Annotated in this window: 12 protein-coding genes and 1 tRNA gene; 9 read left to right on the forward strand and 4 right to left on the reverse strand. The window is 47.6% G+C overall.

Annotated features, from left to right (window positions below):
• Positions 1-324 precede the first annotated feature (324 nt).
• The 7 genes from Q4A14_RS03400 (at position 325) to Q4A14_RS03430 (ending at position 11,597) form a co-directional block, all read left to right on the forward strand.
• A complete protein-coding gene (locus Q4A14_RS03400) occupies positions 325-699 on the forward strand; it encodes a (deoxy)nucleoside triphosphate pyrophosphohydrolase (protein ID WP_303169945.1) in 375 nt (124 codons plus the stop codon).
• Positions 700-839: 140 nt separating this feature from the next.
• Positions 840-1,202, forward strand: coding sequence for a hypothetical protein (locus Q4A14_RS03405; protein WP_303169946.1), 363 nt, complete (start codon positions 840-842; stop codon positions 1,200-1,202).
• 1,189 nt (positions 1,203-2,391) lie between these two features.
• Entirely contained in the window at positions 2,392-3,216 is an 825-nt protein-coding gene (locus Q4A14_RS03410; RefSeq protein ID WP_303169947.1) for a GLPGLI family protein, read from the forward strand.
• Positions 3,217-3,221: 5 nt separating this feature from the next.
• Positions 3,222-5,816, forward strand: coding sequence for a hypothetical protein (locus Q4A14_RS03415; RefSeq protein WP_303169949.1), 2,595 nt, complete (start codon positions 3,222-3,224; stop codon positions 5,814-5,816).
• A gap of 564 nt (positions 5,817-6,380) precedes the next feature.
• A complete protein-coding gene (gyrB, locus tag Q4A14_RS03420; RefSeq protein ID WP_303169951.1) occupies positions 6,381-8,336 on the forward strand; it encodes a DNA topoisomerase (ATP-hydrolyzing) subunit B in 1,956 nt (651 codons plus the stop codon).
• A 141-nt stretch (positions 8,337-8,477) separates the two neighbouring features.
• The gene (locus Q4A14_RS03425; protein WP_303169952.1) at positions 8,478-10,280 is read left to right on the forward strand and encodes a membrane dipeptidase; all 1,803 of its coding nucleotides are present in this window, start codon (positions 8,478-8,480) and stop codon (positions 10,278-10,280) included.
• 6 nt (positions 10,281-10,286) lie between these two features.
• On the forward strand, positions 10,287-11,597 hold the full coding sequence (locus tag Q4A14_RS03430) for a uracil-xanthine permease family protein (protein ID WP_303169953.1): 1,311 nt from the start codon (positions 10,287-10,289) through the stop codon (positions 11,595-11,597).
• A 40-nt stretch (positions 11,598-11,637) separates the two neighbouring features.
• On the opposite strand, the gene Q4A14_RS03435 is transcribed toward Q4A14_RS03430, so the two are convergent.
• The 4 genes from Q4A14_RS03435 to Q4A14_RS03450 form a co-directional block, all read right to left on the reverse strand.
• A tRNA-Met gene (locus Q4A14_RS03435) sits at positions 11,638-11,711 on the reverse strand.
• A 69-nt stretch (positions 11,712-11,780) separates the two neighbouring features.
• On the reverse strand, positions 11,781-13,907 hold the full coding sequence (locus Q4A14_RS03440) for an ATP-dependent Clp protease ATP-binding subunit (RefSeq protein ID WP_303169956.1): 2,127 nt from the start codon (positions 13,905-13,907) through the stop codon (positions 11,781-11,783).
• Between the two features lie 28 nt (positions 13,908-13,935).
• A complete protein-coding gene (locus Q4A14_RS03445; RefSeq protein WP_303169957.1) occupies positions 13,936-14,577 on the reverse strand; it encodes an AAA family ATPase in 642 nt (213 codons plus the stop codon).
• Between the two features lie 205 nt (positions 14,578-14,782).
• Positions 14,783-15,226 carry a hypothetical protein gene (locus tag Q4A14_RS03450; RefSeq protein ID WP_303169958.1) on the reverse strand — a complete coding sequence of 148 codons (444 nt, stop codon included), beginning with the start codon at positions 15,224-15,226 and terminating at the stop codon, positions 14,783-14,785.
• A gap of 630 nt (positions 15,227-15,856) precedes the next feature.
• Here Q4A14_RS03450 and Q4A14_RS03455 point away from each other — a divergent pair.
• Both Q4A14_RS03455 and Q4A14_RS03460 read left to right on the forward strand, forming a co-directional pair.
• Positions 15,857-16,372: a GAF domain-containing protein gene (locus tag Q4A14_RS03455; RefSeq protein WP_303169959.1), complete on the forward strand. Its 516-nt coding sequence runs from the start codon at positions 15,857-15,859 to the stop codon at positions 16,370-16,372.
• Between the two features lie 135 nt (positions 16,373-16,507).
• Positions 16,508-18,025: a GH3 auxin-responsive promoter family protein gene (locus Q4A14_RS03460; protein ID WP_303169960.1), complete on the forward strand. Its 1,518-nt coding sequence runs from the start codon at positions 16,508-16,510 to the stop codon at positions 18,023-18,025.
• The last annotated feature ends 71 nt before the right edge of the window (positions 18,026-18,096 follow it).

Genomic DNA, 18,096 nt, shown 5'->3' on the forward strand with positions numbered 1-18,096 from the left:
CCTCTCACTCTCAATCACTTGCCCTCCATCTGCTCTCCAATGCCCTTTTCTCGAATAGTTGTTGTCTAACTTGATGAATTAAGTTGTCTAACTTGACGTCTCAAGTTAGACAACCTTTTTTGGGAGGAAAAAAGAACCCCCGAGAGCATGCTTAAAAGCACAGCACTCGGGGGTTCTATCATTGCAAGTCCGTTTTTATCTTTCACTGTCTATATCAAAGACGGATGAAGACTCTGTTTTCTATCATTCGGGGCAAAGTTTTTGCAAGTCGGTGATTGATGGGATGGATTATTTTTCCAATCTTCGTGCAAAAATCACACAGAGATGAAGCGAATAGAAGTCGTTGCGGCCATCATCAGAGACGGAGATATGTATCTCGCCACACAGCGAAAGGGTGGAGAGTGGGATGGGTATTGGGAGTTCCCTGGCGGAAAGATCGAAGCCGGAGAGACGCATCAAGAGGCCCTCCTGCGGGAGATCCGCGAAGAACTTGATGTCCTCATCAATATCGGCGACAGGCTCTGCACCGTGGAGTACGACTATCCGACGTTTCACCTCACGATGCACTGCTACCTCTGCGCATTGTCGGAGGGAGAGCCCAAGCTGTCGGATCACAAAGCCATGCGAAAACTAAAGGCCTCCGAGCTGCATACCCTGACATGGCTCCCTGCCGATATCGAAGTGGTTGCACATCTTTAGGAAAGGGAATGCTTTTGCCCTACTAAAAAACGCGTCTGAGTGGACTTTTCAAAGTCTGCATATAATTTAACAAAAGGCTTTGCGTACAAAAAAATATGCCTATATTCGCGGAGCATTAACCGAAATAAAATCGACATATTATGTTTTCTAAGCACCATCAACTTTTGTCCAAAGTAAGCATAGTCTTTTTGGCTCTATTGATCTTCACGAATATCGTATACTTTGAAGCTTCGTACACATCCCAAACGATATGGATAATGCTCATAATATATGCAATCCAGACAATGCTCTTGCGAGGAGATAAATGCACTTTGAGGAGCTTTAGTATCGTCATGTCTCTTGTTTGTGCAGCATCCATAGGACTGGGCTTATATTGGTATTCCATAGGGGATATGTCGGGAGCAAAGAGTGCCGCCGGAAGCCTTGTGTCAATGGGGGCATTAACCCTCCTTGAAATCATCGCCTTCAAGAAAAGACACGAGACTGCAGAGGAAATCCTCTAAGAGTCAACCAAATACTCAGCACAACATCAAAAGGACTGCTTCTCTGTAAGGGGAATGCAGTCCTTGTTTTTTGAAGAAAACAGATGTCATCGGTTGGTGCTGAAACCGACAAAAAGGTAAATTACGACACTTGAAGGTCTCGAAGCTGTGCGCATACATCCTGCGATGCACCTCGGAAGCATCAGCAAAAAAGGTCTGCACCAACTCGTGCATAAGGATATGGCATAGTGTCCCGGCTATATTGAAGCGGTGATAGTCTCCAATCTCATTCGCAAAGGCTCTCTAAAAGGGATGATAATATCGGGGTACGTATCTCCATTATGACAACATCGGCTACGTCTTGTCTCCAAATTTATCGGGACCAACCGGCAATAACCCCTATCAATCTCACTGTATAATCGTCAAAGATACAGGCAAACAAGAGTATCACTACCATAAATCGGCAGTCTTCATTTGAAGCCGATAAAACTTCTGATCTGTAGCATATAGGGACAGTGTCGCATACCCTGATACTGTTTTGAAAACACTAAACTCAAGTTGTTGGTAAAAATAGGAGTATAGGAAACCCAATACGATTACACCACTGCAAATGGGATTGCGAATAAAATGCAATCGAAAACCCGGGTAAAGTGATCATAGAGAGTGGGCGCGTACCAGTGTTCAAAGAAGACCGGACAAAGATGAGCGCCCCAAAAGACCCTTACAATCCGGTAGAACATGAGTAACTAACCGCATGATAAAAAGTGACCTGATTCTTTAATGTAGATCGAATTGGTATTGTGTTAAGGTTGGATGCCCATATCCAAGATTTAAACATTATATAACATTTCCTTGCTTACAAGCATATGTTTTATTAGTATGTTTGCAAAACATTAATCTATAACTAATGTTAATTTTATTTTCTATGAAAAAGACAATCATTACTTTAGCGATTGCCTTGGTTGCAATTGTCGGGATTGCGGCTTCCAAGCCTTCCCAAATTGTTACATCTTGTGGAAAAGTTGTTATACTTATTCCGGGATGTATAAAGACATGAAAGAATATCTCCAAGTTCTCAAGGAAGTCGATGAAGCTTATTGTGGTGGAGGCATATAGTATTTATTTTTATATCTGCATATAATATATCGTGAAGAGGTTTTATTTATTCCCCTTGGTCATCATTATTCACATTCTATGTTTCAGAGGAGCCTTGGCCCAGTATCCCCGTATAGAGGATCCCTCTACTGTGAACTCCATACCAAATGACACTGTCAAAAAAGAAGTATTAGACTACACTCAATGGCGAATTTACTACGACTATACAATCAAAAAAAAAGCTAATGATCCTTACTCTATACGTAACACTATTGCATTGCTACAAATAGGACAACGGGCGACTGTATTTCGGGATTATCACAGCTTCCGTACAGACTCTATGCTCGATGTCAATGCCAAAGCAAAAAGGCTTCCGTCTGAGTATATCAATGAGCTTCTCAAAGAAAATCATAAGTCTCAGTTTGCCCATGTTGTGGCGTATGATCGTCGCACAAAGGGATGGACTGAGCAACAATCTGTACCTTCTGAGATGAGGAGCAGGTATAGTGAGGCCTCTATTCCAATGGCATGGACAACTGTGAAAGGTGATACTCTGATCGCCGAGTATAAGTGCCACAAAGCAGTTGCTAAATATAGAGGGCGAGACTACATCGCCTGGTACACCGAAGAGATTAATATGCCGTACGGCCCATATAAATTTTATGGGCTGCCCGGATTAGTCATGAAGGTCGAGGATACTCTTGGTCATCATGTGTTTACGTTTAGGGGGATGGAGCAAGTAAAGAAGTATGAGCCGATCTATATAAATTCATCCAACCTTGTCATAAGAGACAGAGAGACTCACCGAAAGATTCTCAGAAATGCAATCGAAAATCTCAGTAAAACGATTACCGAGAGTGGTCGTATACAAGTCTCCAAAGAGGATAGAGCAAGCCTCAACGCAAAAAAAACGCCTTACAACCCCATAGAGCTTGAGTAACTCTTGTGATGAGGTTGAAAGTCATCCTCCTTATGCTCCTCCTATTGGGGAGTAATACGACCTTTTGGGCGCAGACTGCAACGGAAGGATCCCTCAAAGTCACTGTCCTTGACGCCGGTGACAAACGCCCTGTGGCTGATGTCGTATGTCGGGTCTTGTCTGCCGAAGGGCAGATGGTGAATTATGCCTTGACCAATGAAGAGGGGATGGTGGAACTTTCTTTGGATGGAGGTGTGGAGGTGTCTTTCTCACTCATTGATTATACCCGTTTGAAGTTGCCCATCGGCGAACTGAGACGACTCGGCGGGCGGATCGAACTGATCTCGAAACCCGAACAACTCCGCGAAGTGCAGGTAAATGCACCCCCTATAAAACTCGAAGGGGACACGCTCAAGTACAATGCCGGCTCATTCGTCAGTAAAGGAGATAAGTACCTTGAGGACTTGTTGCGCAAGCTCCCCGGCATCACGATCTCGAAAACGGGACACATATCCTACCAAGGCGAGCCTATCAGTAAGTTCTACATCGAGGGGCAAGACCTCCTCGGGCATCGTTACAACCAAGCTACACGCAATATGTCTGTCGAAGCAGTGGCGCAGGTGCAGGTGCTCGAAAATCATCAGAATGTGCGTGCCCTCAAAGGGAAGGTCTTCACGGACAAAGCAGCCCTCAATATCAAGCTCAAGGACTCATACAAGGTACGCCCTTTCGGCGAAGTGGCCATCGGTGGTGGAGTTGCTCCCGAGATCTGGAGCAACAGGCTCTTCACCGCCATCATAGGTCGGACAAACCAGATGATGATCACAGGAAAGATGAACAATAGCGGTACTGACCTCTCGAGCGATAATATCGAACACTTCGACCTCCTCAACAGCGATCTTCATATACCGGCACCCGAAACTTTCGTTTCGCAAAAGTCGATAAACGCACTACCAGACTTCGAAGAGCGCTTTCTCTTTAACAACGCCAAGGTCTGGAGCATCAACGGTCTCCGGCGCACAGGAGAGACCTCTCACATCCGACTGAACCTCTCGGGCTATGCCGACAGGATCTACCGTGAGGACCGTAGTATCAACAAGTACGGTGGTCCGATGCCGGTCGAGGTCGATGAACGCAATCGCTTGCTGAACAAGACAGAGTCCTACAACGGCGCAATCTTTTACGAACTCAACTCTGATAAGACTTTCCTATCCAATGAACTCTCCGGGGTGCTATCCTCCGACAGGCAGGAGCGTGAAGTCCTTTCGCACGCTACATCGGAGATCCGCCAAGCCTCGGACTTCGCTCCCCGTCATGTCCAAAACACTTTCAATGCGACATTCACCCTTGGAGATCAGGTCTTCGTCATCAAGTCTCGCACCCGCTATCATCATGATTACGAGCACCTTGACTTCATCACCGACAAGTCGCCAAACGCTACGAGACAAGAGCTCAAACGGCACTCGTGGGTTAGTCGTAACTTCCTCAACACTTCCGTCCCTCTTTGGGGGAGACATAGGGTGGGTGTGGAAGCCTTCTTCAACCTTGTCAGTCGTGACTTCGAGAGTGTTGTCAGTGCTGAGCCGAAGGGTAATACATCTTTCGGAGAGATCGAGGCCGGAGTGTCTCCTTCTTACAGATGGAAGTATGCCAATTCGGCCCTGTCGTTTTCCGTACCATTGGGCTACATCTCCACGCGATTGGATATGGGAGAGGAGAAGGAGAAGCGAGAATATTGGTTTATGATGCCTGAAGTAGACTATCACCACCGCATCGGAAGTCTGTGGCAAGCTTCGGCAAGGGCTTCATTCCGCCGATCGGGTAGCTACGAGTCTTTCTACGCACCCGGAGCTCTGTACCGCGACTACCGTAGCCTCCACCGACCCTTACCTTTGTTACGAGTGAATAGTTCGACCTCTATCTCTTCGACCTTACGTTACAAGGATCTTGCCGAAATGTTATTCGGACACTTCCTGCTCACCTACACGGCACGACACAAGGAGGCTTACAACGATGTTCACCACGAGCAGGAGCAGTCCACGACGAAAGCCATCCGCAATTCACACCTCTCCCACAGTGTTTTTGTGCTCATGTCGATCGACAAGACATTCACCGACATAGGTCTCGGAGTCAGAGGCTCGCTCGACTACAACTTTAATAAGATGCCCGTCTCCCGTGCTTCCAAACGCTTCAATATGTCTGCTCACATGCTGATACCCGGTATGGAAGTTACGTTCCGCAAGTGGGAAAACTCGATATTCAGTTATACCCTCATGTCGCCCATCTTTCGCGAGTTCAGCCCGTACAGCCCCAAGGGGTTCAACATGCAGTTGCGCCAAGTCTTCTACACCTCTTTCGGCATCGGAGAAAAGTGGCATGGCGGTGCCAAATGGCAACACACCATATCCAAAGGGCTTGGTGACAATCATGAGCACCACCACTTCTGTGATGCCTACCTCACCTATACTCCCACCCGCCGTGTAGATCTCAGCCTGAAGGTCACCAACCTCTTCAACCACAACCGCTACTCATCCTCGGAGATCAATGACATCGACTACTACTCCTACGAAGTCATCCTCCGCCCGAGAGAATTTCTCCTCTCGTGCCTCTTCCGCTTCTGATATATGTGGAGGAGTAGGGCATTCTTTTGTCACTGATGGACTTGCTTGGTATGCCGGCGGCGATCTGAAGAAAACAAATATCCGTACCACTGCAGACTTGAACTACCAGCGGAGCCGGATGGTTATCGCCTTGCATCCCATTGATGATGAAAACGTTGAGTATCAATAACCGTTCCTTGGGGAAAGTGCCCTGAATAAACATAGATTATTTTACCACATAGCCGATGAGAACTCTCTGCCTCTTCGTTACAAGGTCCACAAAACAGCAGGAGTGGGGAAAGACTATAAAGCCAATAGTTTCTTATTCCATTGTCTTTTGGTGATCTCTGTTTGTCCTGCTTGATCCATAATGTTATTTTTGAGGCTGTTGCGCTGCAATGACACAAAAAAACATGATACAAAAATCTCCCCCTTCGAGTGGTTCCAAAAACGACAAAAAGCCCTCAAAACAGCAAGCAAAAAAGTCAGAAAAAAACTGTATCTTTGTTCATCATTGTGCAAGAACGGAAGCACCCTCATCCATGCAGTCGTGCAACCGGTAAATTCACTTATCAATCACATATTATGAGCGAAGAAATTTTGGAGCAAAATGCTCAATATGACTCATCCAATATTACGGTACTTGAAGGTCTCGAAGCCGTGCGTATGCGTCCTGCGATGTACATCGGGGACATCAGCGAAAAGGGTCTGCATCACCTCGTGTATGAGGTCATAGACAACTCTATCGATGAGGCTATGGCGGGCTATTGTACCAACATCGAAGTGGAAATCAACGAAGACAACTCGATATCGGTACATGACAACGGCCGCGGTATCCCTGTGGACATCCACGAGAAGCAGGGTAAGTCGGCTCTCGAGGTCGTCCTCACGGTGCTCCACGCAGGGGGTAAGTTTGACAAGGGATCATACAAGGTCTCCGGAGGTCTCCACGGTGTGGGGGTTTCTTGTGTCAATGCTCTATCCACTCACCTGCGTGCAGAGGTGTACCGTGATGGCAAGATATACATGCAGGAGTACTCCAAGGGTATACCTCAGTCAGAGGTAAAGGTGATAGGAGAGACAGACAGGACGGGAACTTCGATAACGTTCAAACCCGACAGTTCTATCTTCACAGTCACCGAGTACCAGTACAAGACCCTCGCAGACAGAATGCACGAGTTGGCATTCCTCAACGCAGGGATACGCCTCCGCATCACCGACTATCGTGTGAGGGACGAAGAGGGCAATCCTAAGACTCAGGAGTTTTATTCCGAAGAGGGATTGAGAGAGTTTGTGACTTATCTCGATGCCAGCAAAGAGCCTCTCATCGATGATGTGATCCACATCGTAACAGAGCGTCAGGGCATACCTGTGGAGGTGGCGATGACTTACAACACTTCTTACAACGAGAATGTGTACTCGTATGTCAATAACATCAACACCATCGAAGGGGGTACGCACCTTGCGGGATTCCGCAGAGCACTCACTCGTACGCTGAAGAAATATGCAGAGGACTCAAAGATACTTGAGAAAGAAAAGATAGAGGTCTCCGGAGATGACTTCCGTGAGGGTCTCACTGCCGTGGTATCTATCAAGGTGGCAGAGCCTCAGTTTGAAGGTCAGACCAAGACCAAACTCGGTAACTCGGAAGTAGCCGGTGCGGTGGATACAGCCGTGGGCGAAGTCCTCGCTGCTTACCTCGAAGAGCATCCCAAAGAAGCTCGCTTCATAGTAGACAAGGTTGTCCTTGCGGCGAAGGCTCGTATCGCGGCTCGCAAGGCTCGTGATATGGTACAACGCAAGGGGCCCATGTTTGGCGGTGGACTTCCGGGCAAGCTCTCGGACTGTCGCAGTCGTGATCCTCAGAAGTGTGAGATATTCCTCGTCGAGGGAGACTCTGCGGGTGGTACGGCAAAGAAGGGCCGTGACTCGATGTTCCAAGCGATCCTGCCTCTACGTGGTAAGATCCTCAACGTCGAAAAGGCTATGCACCACAAAGTCTTGGAAAACGAAGAGATCCGCGCCATGTACACGGCTCTCGGGGTAACCATCGGAACAGAGGAAGATCCCAAGGCGCTCAACATCGCCAAACTGAGATACCACAAGGTCATCATCATGACGGATGCCGACGTCGACGGTGCTCACATCGCGACACTCATCCTGACCTTCTTCTTCCGCCATATGCGTGTGCTCATAGAGCATGGTTATATCTATCTGGCTACGCCACCTCTCTACCAGTGCAAAAAGGGTGATATCAAGGAATACTGTTGGACAGATGCCGACCGTCAGGTTTTCATCGAAAAGTATGCTGCCGGTAACGAGGGACAGGTCGTGACCCAACGTTATAAGGGTCTCGGTGAGATGGATGATGATCAGCTCTGGGAAACAACAATGGACCCTGAACAAAGATATCTCAAGCAGGTAACTATCGACAACGCCGCAGAAGCAGATAGGATATTCTCCATGTTGATGGGTGAAGATGTGGCTCCTCGCAGAGACTTCATCACCGACAATGCCAACTACGCTCGCATCGATGCTTAAAGGATAAGTACAGAGCGAATCTAAATACATAAAGGGATGAAGAGTACCCTCCAAGTGTAATTGCAGAGCGATAGTTCTCAAAAACAGCGGAAGAGGCTCTTCATCCCTTTTTTCTTTTTTCCTAAAACACAACGTACACCGATGATAATAAGCAATACCACCCCGATCTCCGAGATCCGTTTTTCGTTGGAAGAAATACGGAACAACATCCTTGCTCAAGAAATAGACCGGAAAGAAACTCCTCTGGTGGGGATATCGGGCAATCACAATGAAGATGAGACGACACTGACAGACACTTATGCAGAGAGTGTGAGACGGGCAGGAGGTATCCCTATGATCATCCCATTCAGCACCGATCCCAAACTGATCACAGAGTGTGTCTCCCGGTGCGATGCCATCATCATGTCGGGAGGTGGAGATCTGATGCCGGCATGGTTCGGAGAAGCGCCTTCGCCCAATATGGGAAAAGCAAATACACACAAGGACTTTTTTGATCTTTCGATCATCCATGCAGCCCTCCGCTTCTCGATCCCTGTATTGGCAATATGTCGTGGGATGCAGCTTGCCAATGTGGTATTGGGAGGCAAGTTGTATCAAGACATACCAAGCCAATGTCCCGGTGCAATCGGGCACAACCAGTCGGCTTCCCGATATGAAGTTTGGCACAGTGTCAGTGTACACCGTGAAGGGCGTCTGAAGGACATCCTCGGCTGCGAAGAGCTGATGGTCAATTCGTTCCATCACCAGGCAGCATCTACACTCCCGCCATGCACCACTGTTACGGCAGTAGCTCCTGACGGCATCATAGAGGGAGTGGACTATTATCCCGAGCACAATATCCTGGCTGTCCAATGGCATCCCGAGGCTTTGGCATGTCATGGCATGGAGCCACATGGGAAGCTCTTCGACTTCATCGTCGGAGAGGGACGTCTCTACCGTCTGGCACGCAAGCTCCATGCGTCTATGCTGACAGCGGATACCCACTGCGACACACCGATGATATTTTCGGGAAAAGATGATTATGACTTTACGCAACGAGCAGAAAAGGCTCTTGTCGATCTGCCTCGCATGACAGATGGAGGACTTGATGTGTCTTTCATGGTGGCTTATATCCCTCAAGATCCGCTTTCTGAAGAAGGGTACAAAAAAGCCTATGACTACACAGAAAGAACGCTGGATGCCATAGATACAGTAATGTCCAAAACAGAGGGCAAGGCTGTCGTTGCACGCCTTTCGGACGAACTCATAAGCAATAAAAGCGCCGGGAAAAAGAGCATTGTAAAGGGAATAGAGAACGCTTACCCCATGGGTAAAGATCTGTCTTTACTGGAGCATTACGCAAAGAAGGGAGTCCGCTATATAACGTTGTGCCACAATGGGGACAACGACATCTGCGACTCTGCATCCAAGACACAAAACACTTATGGGGGATTGAGTGACTTCGGACGTGAAGTCGTTAGAGAGATGAATCGTTTGGGAATCCTTATAGATATTTCTCATGCAGGAAGCGACACGATCAGGGATGTCTTGAGCATTTCGGATGCACCCGTGATAGCCTCGCATTCTTCGTGCCGTGCTCTTTGCGATCATCCTCGTAACCTGACAGACGAAGAGATACGTGCGGTAGCAGCAACCGGCGGGCTGACACAGATATGTATGTACAAAGGATTTGTGCTGAAAGACTCCGACAAGGCCTCTTTACTCGATTTTGTCGATCATATCAGCCATGCCTGCTCTCTTGTAGGGGTCGAGCACGTCGGTATCGGAACGGACTTTGATGGTGATGGAGAAGTCATCGGATGCCGTGATGCATCTCATGTCATCAGACTGACTGTCGAACTCCTCCGAAGAGGATTTTCGGACACAGATATCCGGAAGATGTGGGGAGAAAATGTCCTCCGTGTCCTTCGCTCTGTTGAAGATCGCTTCAGAGCCAATTTCTAAATTCTCATGGCAGACAAAGGGAGCAATAGGAAGTTCAGATACGAACTCGATGAGAAGCCGGGATGGTTGCCACTCATGCTGTATGGAGTACAGTGGTTTTTGGTTACCGTTCCTGTACTCATCATCATAGGCTCCCTTGTCGGTGAGATGCAGTTTGACACGGTTGTCGAAAAGACTTTCTACACTCAGAAGCTCTTTGCCCTTGTCGGCATTGCCCTTATTGTCCAGCTCCTGTGGGGGCACAAACTCCCTATTGTCATCGGTCCCGCAACAGTTCTCGTTGTCGGTATCATCGCCTCCCAGAGTCAAAGCATACCGAGCATATACACTGCGATCATCACGGGTGGAGCACTCCTGTTTCTACTGTCTTTTACGCCGAGGTTGAGGCATCTGAAAGATATATTCACACCTCGGATCGTAGTCGTCATCCTTGCACTGATAGCCATCACTCTGATGCCGACGATCATTGAACTATCCTTCTCCGGAGGACTTTCTCCTGATATCAAGTACATCTTTTTCCTCTCCCTTTCTGTGGCTCTGATCATAGGTAACTACCTGCTGAAGGGGATTTGGAAGTCTACCATCCTCCTTTGGGGCATCATCATAGGAACACTTACCCACAGACTGTTGAGTTCTGATTGGAGCTTGCCAACTCTCCCAAGCAATGAGGCTGCATCCCCCTCATTCTTTATCCCGGCTATCGAGTTTGATGCAGGAGTCCTTCTTGCTTTTCTCTTCTGTTACGTCGCTCTCCTGATCAATGAACTTGGTTCGGTGCAAGCCGTCAGTCAAGCCATTAATTCGGGAGGAGAGACTCAACGTACAATAAAAGGTTTGAGATTCGTAGGGATTTTCAATGCCATCAATGGGCTGTTTGGTGTCATCGGCCCCGTGGACTTTTCCATGAGTCCCGGCATCATCATGAACACAAGATGCGCCTCTCGCTACACCCTCATCCCTGCCGGTATAGGTCTGATACTCTGTGCCATCTTTCCGCAGGCTATATTATTCCTTACGACGATTCCTGAGGCTGTCATGGGCATCATCTTACTGTATCTCATGGCAACCCAACTCGGGTCTGCTCTACAGATGATCAGCGTTCAAAGTCTTATACAAACCTTCGATCATGCTATCATCATTGCAGTGCCCATCATGATGGCTTTATTTACGGTATTCTTACCCGAAGAAGTTGTCACCGCGATCCCTCAGATACTCCGCCCGATCCTCGCAAATGGCTTTGTTGTGGGTATCCTTTTCGTTATCCTACTCGAACACCTCTTCAACAGGAAGAGAACCCCTCTCAATAATACAAAATAAAAAAGGACTGAACCCATAAGCCGGAATCAGTCCCTTTAAGTAGCGAGACCGAGAATTGAACTCGGGACCTCATGATTATGAATCATGCGCTCTAACCATCTGAGCTATCTCGCCATTTGCCCTGCAAAGGTAATATTATTTTTTGAATGGGCAAATAGTTGTATTGTATTTATCACAAAACACTCACGAAAGCGACAGTTCGGGCACCGATATTTTGAGGGTAACCTCCTTACCCGACTTATCGACATCGATGATATACTTACCGCCATGTTGGACATTGCCGTCAAGGATTTCCTGAGTGATAAGATCCTCGACATACTTAGCAATAGCACGACGAAGAGGGCGTGCACCGTACTGAGGATCATACCCCTTGTCGGCAAGGAATGCCTTTGTGGTATCCGAGTAAGATACTGAGATGTTGAGCTGTTCGAGACGTTTGTCGAGATCTCTCAGTTCGAGTTCCACGATCTTACGGATATCCTCAGAACCAAGAGCATTGAACGTCACTATGCGGTCAATACGGTTGAGAAACTCAGGAGAGAAGCTACGTTTCAAAGCCTTCTGTATCACAGATGACGAAGCCCCCGAAGCATCATAGGTATCCATATCCCGGAAACCGATACCATCGCCAAAGTCTTTCAACTGACGAGTACCTACGTTGGAAGTCATGATGATGATCGTATTCTTGAAGTTCACCCTTCTACCCGTGCTATCCGTGAGGATACCATCATCAAGGAGCTGGAGAAGGAGGTTATGCACCTCAGGATTGGCCTTCTCTATCTCATCAAAGAGTACTACGGAATAAGGCTTACGGAGGACTTTCTCTGTCAGTTCGCCCCCCTCATTGTATCCCACATATCCCGGAGGCGCACCGATGAGACGAGAGACGGCATGGCGTTCCATAAATTCGCTCATATCCACACGGATCAGAGCATCCTCGCTTCCAAAGAGTTCTCTTGCTATCTGCTTGGACAGATGAGTCTTACCCACCCCTGAAGAACCAAGGAAAAGGAACGTACCTATCGGGCGAGAAGGGTTGCGTAGCCCCACCTTGTTGCGCTGTATGGCGCTCGACACCTCCGAGACCACATGATCCTGACCGATGACACGCGCGGACAGACGCTCCGACAAGCCTGCAAGGCTCTTGAGATCATCACGAGTAAGGGACTCTATCGGAAGTCCTGTCGAGAGAGACACCACACGCTCCACCGTATCCACATCGACGATGAGAGGAGTAGCAGACTCCACACCGTTCTTCAGATCCTCGATATACTTATCCAGTTCTTCACGAGCGACCTTTTCCTCATCCCTGTATTTTGTAGCCAATTCGTAGTCAAGATTTTTGACTGCAAGGAGTTTTGCCTCATGGACAGACTTCAGACGCTCTTCGAGATCTGAGATGCGGGTAGGCTCTGCCTGATGCATGATGAATGTGTGTGCACCTGCTTCATCAAGGGCATCGAGAGCTTTGTCGGGGAAGTGGCGCTCCGTCACATAACGAGCTGTCAGCTTGACACAAGCCTCGAGAGCCTCATCGGTGTACTTGACCTTATGAAAGCTCTCGTATGTTGCACGCAGACGCTTGAGGATTTTGAGGGTCTCTTCCTCATCCGTTGCCGCCACGATGACTTTTTGGAAACGACGATCCATCGCTCCATCTTTCTCTATCGACTTGCGGTACTCCTCCATTGTCGTAGCTCCGATACAACGCACCTCACCACGAGCCAACGCAGGCTTGAGTATATTGGCAGCATCGAGACCACCCTCGGGATTACCGCTACCCATTATAGTATGTATCTCATCTATGTAAAGGACGATCTCGGGATGTTCGCGGAGCTCGGCGATCAGGTTTTTCAACCTCTCCTCAAACTGTCCACGATACATCGATCCCGCCACGATACTGGCAAGGTCGAGAGCGACGATTTTCTTGTCCATCAGCGCCACAGGCACTTTTTTCTCCTCTATGCGCTGAGCAAGAGCTTCCACGATGGCGGTCTTTCCGACACCCGGATCACCGAGGAGTATAGGATTGTTTTTCTTTTTACGGCAAAGTATCTGAGCGATACGCATCATCTCATCCTCTCGTCCATAGACAGGATCGAGCTTGCCACTACGAGCAGCGTCATTCATGGACACCCCATAAGCATCGAGCATGGGGGTGTCTTTTTTTGCCTTCTCTTTCTTACCCTTATCCTCCGACTTTGCAGCCGCATCTTTGTTGAGCAGTTCGCCCCATCCCTCCTCGGTGTTGTCCTCCTTGAACGGATTGGCTGTACTCATATCATTATCGTATATATCCTTATCGATCATATTTGTTGTCTTGTGTACTAAAGGGCTGTCACGGCTTGTCTACCATGAAAGCCACCATATCTTTCACCAATCTTACTACATAATCCGTGCCAAACCGTGACAACTTGACACACAAGTCATAGTTTTCGGCCACACCCCACTCTCGTGTCGTGTAGTAAGAGTAGTATTCACGGCGTTGTTTGTCTATCTTATCGATCTGCGCTATTGCTTCATCTCTCGTCATTTGAAGACGCTCCATGACGCGAGTCGCACGACGATCGATGTCATCGGTGACAAAGATCGAAAGCAGGCAAGGCTGTTCCCTGAGTACATAGTCGCTACAACGGCCGACAAAAATCGCCGAACCCTCGGCCGCTATATGCTCTATGGTCGCACATTGCCGACCGAACAAGCTCTCATCACTGAGGAAGCCCGAAGTGTACGTATAGAACGCATTTGTCATCGGGTAGCCGGAGTCATAGATGTATGGGAAGGTGCGGGTATTGCGCTCATCCACCCTCTGCAAGATATCCGTCTGTATATTGGTTTCCTTTGCCGTGAGGTCGAGGAGATTTTTGTCATACATAGGGACACCGAGAGCTTTCTGTAACTCTTCGGCAAGGCGCAAGCCACCACTGCCATAGGAACGCCCTATGGTGATGAAATAATGAGGAGAAGAAGTAGTTGCCATAACAAACACTCAGTTAAATCTATCATTTAAAGGTAAAACAAATATCTCAGACTTCCGGAAACTCTACGTTTAAAAGGTGTAAAATAAAAATATCACCATCCTGCCTTGATCTCAGGATGGTGATATTCTCTTATCCTATGCTTCTTTCAAGATTTATCTCAAGTGTCCGTCTCAACATCTAATATTGCTGACGGGGTATTGAGTCTTAAATTGTTCTCTTAAGATGCATTTCTACACCAGGCTCTGATGTCGGATTTAGTAATAAGTTCATTGAATTGCCATCGTAACTCTTGATCAGCCAATGGTTATCAAGATAAAACTTTAGAGGACTGCTGAAAGTTATTATCTTCTGAGTATGGGTGTACTTAAAGAAACTGTGCGTATTGGCATTCTCAAATCTACTTGAGTTTAGGTCTGTGGTAAGCAAATAATCTCCTCTCTTACCATCTATAAAGAAGAGTTTTATAGGGTATCGCTCCTGCTCACTGAATATTAGGTGACCCTCCCACACCGTTTCGGCCAATGTTACCGTAACCTTACCTGTTTCGATAGTGGAATTAGGATCGATAGGAGTCTCCGATGAATTGCAGGCAGCTATGAAGATTGCCATGATGACAAATGCCGATCTCAGAAGTATTTGAAAGTTCATATATTTTTCTTTTTAACTGTTATTAATATATATGGTTAATTACAATAGGCTTCATTTAACATTTGCAACGAATGTAAAAAAATAATTGTAATTCCCAAACAAACACATAAAAAAAACTCCTATAGTCAGGGCAACGACACTTAAACAATACTGGATCAATTTAAGGAGACATACATAATATTCTGTTTATTAATAACTTTCATTTTTAACATGAGATTTTAATGTGCTTATATTAGCTTCAGTTTTTTTTGCTATGCTCTGACGTACAATGGAATAAAAATTGAGTCTTCAACTCGATCTTTTTCTAATAACGTGATACAAATGGATTGACATATAAAACTCTTATGTAACCCTAATGTATTTTCTTAGATCGAATTCACGTTAAACACATAAACCTAATGATTGCTATACTCAATAATCAAGAAGAATGTAAACTAACATTAATGGAGATCCAAAATGAAGATCCAAATTATAGAAGAAAGAGATAGAGCACAGCACTAAACATTCAAATGCGATTACTCTGATCCAAGAGGCGGAGAAAAGGTAGTTGCCGTAGTATTGTTATATTTGTACGACATATGATATCAACAGATCTGACATTTATTGTGCAGAGATAAAAAATAAAGACTTATGAGTTTTGAGCACCTTCAGGACAATATCAACGCTGCAGAGACCAAAGAGAAGAAATACGGCATCCTCCTGTCTGTCGTTGAGGGTTTTGTAGATAGTGATGATCACCCGATCAGCAAGTTGTCCAACATCGTAGCAGCCATACACGATACATTCAACCCTCTTTGGACGGGCTTTTATGTCGTCATAGATGGGGAACTACAGCTGTTTCCCTTTCAAGGCCCGCTTGCCTGCACACGCATCAAGCATGGCAAAGGGGTATGCGGTCAGTCGTGGGCTCAGGACAAGACCCTCGTAGTCCCCGATGTCGAACTCTTCCCGGGACACATAGCCTGCTCATCCCGCTCACGGAGCGAGATCGTCCTCCCCGTGCACAACGATGAGGGAGCGGTCGTGGCAGTCCTCGATATAGACAGTGAGTATGTAGGCACTTTCGATGACACGGATGCTCTATACCTCGGCAGGCTTTGCGATTTGCTGACCACGCTCCCTTGGGGACGCCTCCAAAACATCTGAGGAAAGGTCAAAATCAAGATGCCTACCTTGATGTCGCAAGGTAGGCACCTTAATTTGTCAAGTTAGACAACCTTTTTTTGCCCCTTCACTATCTTACTATATTCGGACATATATCACCCCCCCTATTCTGACGTTATGGACACTCTCACTTCCCTCTATACCCTACTCTACCGCAGACGCCCCCGAGAGATCGACGCTTATGCCGCTCGTGCCATGGAGATACAGGCACGCCAGCTAAGAGATATCACCCGGATGCTCGCCCGTACCGAGTACGGTCGGGAGCATGGGATCACAGGCAGAGCCGGCTACAGTGCTTATGCAGCCCAACTGCCGATCGTCACCTATGAAGACATAGCTCCATATATAGAAAGGATGCTGGCAGGAGAACGCAGGATACTCTGTGGAGAGCGCACCGAGTGGTTTGCAAAAAGCAGTGGAACGACCAATGCCAAGAGCAAATACATCCCCATCCCACCGACCCACCTCCGACGCTGTCACTACCAGGGGGGCAAAGATGTCCTGACACTCTACATCCGCAACAATCCCGACACCAAAATCCTCTCACACAAGAGCTTCGCCCTCTCCGGCAGTATGTCTCAGGGGGAGTTTGCCCCCTTTGTCAAAGTCGGAGACCTCTCCGCAGCACTCATCAAGCAGTTCCCCGCATGGGCTCGAGGACTGCGTGTGCCGAGCATGGAGGTTTCCCTGCTCGAGGAGTGGATAGAGAAGCTCGATCGGACTTCCGAAGCCCTCATGAAGTCGGACATCTCCACGCTGTCCGGAGTACCCTCATGGATGCTTGTCATCGTCAAAGAAGCGATGCGCAAAGCGGGAGTAAAGACCGCCAAAGAAATGTGGCAAAACCTCGAAGTGTTTTTTCACGGAGGGATAGCCTTTGACCCGTACAGAGAGGAGTACAAGAGAGTCCTTGGGGAGGGTGTCAGGTACATGGAGACCTACAATGCTTCGGAGGGATTCTTTGGTATACAGGATGACCCTGAGGACAGTTCGATGCTCCTCATGCTCGACTATGGGGTGTACTACGAATTTATACCGATGGACGAGTTCGATGAGCACAACCTTGGAGGCGCGATCCCTCTGCACAAGGTAGACACAGGTGTCAACTACGCCATGATCATCTCTACCCTCGGGGGCTTGTACCGCTATGTCATCGGAGATACGATAAAGTTCACTTCCACAGCACCGTACAAGTTTGTCATCACCGGACGTACCAAAAGCTTCATCAACGCTTTTGGAGAAGAGCTCATGGTCGGAAATGCAGATCATGCCCTCAACTATGCTGCCCAAGAGTGTGGGGCAAGACTCAAAGAGTATTCGGCAGGGCCTGTATTCATGACGGAAGAGGGCAAAGGGTGCCACCACTGGGTTGTGGAGTTTGAGGAAGCCCCCCAAGATATAGAGAAGTTTTCCACACTCTTGGACGAGAAGCTCCAAGCCCTCAACTCCGACTACGAAGCCAAACGCTACAACAACATAGCCCTCCAACCTCCCATGGTGACAGTCGTCCGTGAGGGGACATTCTTTGCGTGGATGAAAGAGCATGGCAAACTCGGAGGACAACACAAGGTGCCCCGCCTATCCAAGGACGACAAGATCATCCGTCGTCTCATAGAGCTGTCCGAAGAGTCTTAAATTCACTGACTTTTTGACTTGTACATTTTTTCAGTATATTCGCAATCAAAGGACAAAGGATTATTCACTTA

It is taken from the genome of Porphyromonas sp. (assembly GCF_030529325.1).
Classification (GTDB): domain Bacteria; phylum Bacteroidota; class Bacteroidia; order Bacteroidales; family Porphyromonadaceae; genus Porphyromonas_A.

Excerpts from the sequence above, each read along its gene's own strand:
- Q4A14_RS03430 (WP_303169953.1), top strand. The coding sequence starts at position 10,287 with ATGGCAGACAAAGGGAGCAATAGGAAGTTCAGATACGAACTCGATGAG.
- Q4A14_RS03405 (WP_303169946.1), top strand. The coding sequence starts at position 840 with ATGTTTTCTAAGCACCATCAACTTTTGTCCAAAGTAAGCATAGTCTTT.
- Q4A14_RS03440 (WP_303169956.1), bottom strand. The coding sequence starts at position 13,907 with ATGATCGATAAGGATATATACGATAATGATATGAGTACAGCCAATCCG.
- Q4A14_RS03400 (WP_303169945.1), top strand. The coding sequence starts at position 325 with ATGAAGCGAATAGAAGTCGTTGCGGCCATCATCAGAGACGGAGATATG.
- Q4A14_RS03445 (WP_303169957.1), bottom strand. The coding sequence starts at position 14,577 with ATGGCAACTACTTCTTCTCCTCATTATTTCATCACCATAGGGCGTTCC.
- Q4A14_RS03425 (WP_303169952.1), top strand. The coding sequence starts at position 8,478 with ATGATAATAAGCAATACCACCCCGATCTCCGAGATCCGTTTTTCGTTG.
- Q4A14_RS03460 (WP_303169960.1), top strand. The coding sequence starts at position 16,508 with ATGGACACTCTCACTTCCCTCTATACCCTACTCTACCGCAGACGCCCC.
- gyrB (WP_303169951.1), top strand. The coding sequence starts at position 6,381 with ATGAGCGAAGAAATTTTGGAGCAAAATGCTCAATATGACTCATCCAAT.
- Q4A14_RS03450 (WP_303169958.1), bottom strand. The coding sequence starts at position 15,226 with ATGAACTTTCAAATACTTCTGAGATCGGCATTTGTCATCATGGCAATC.
- Q4A14_RS03455 (WP_303169959.1), top strand. The coding sequence starts at position 15,857 with ATGAGTTTTGAGCACCTTCAGGACAATATCAACGCTGCAGAGACCAAA.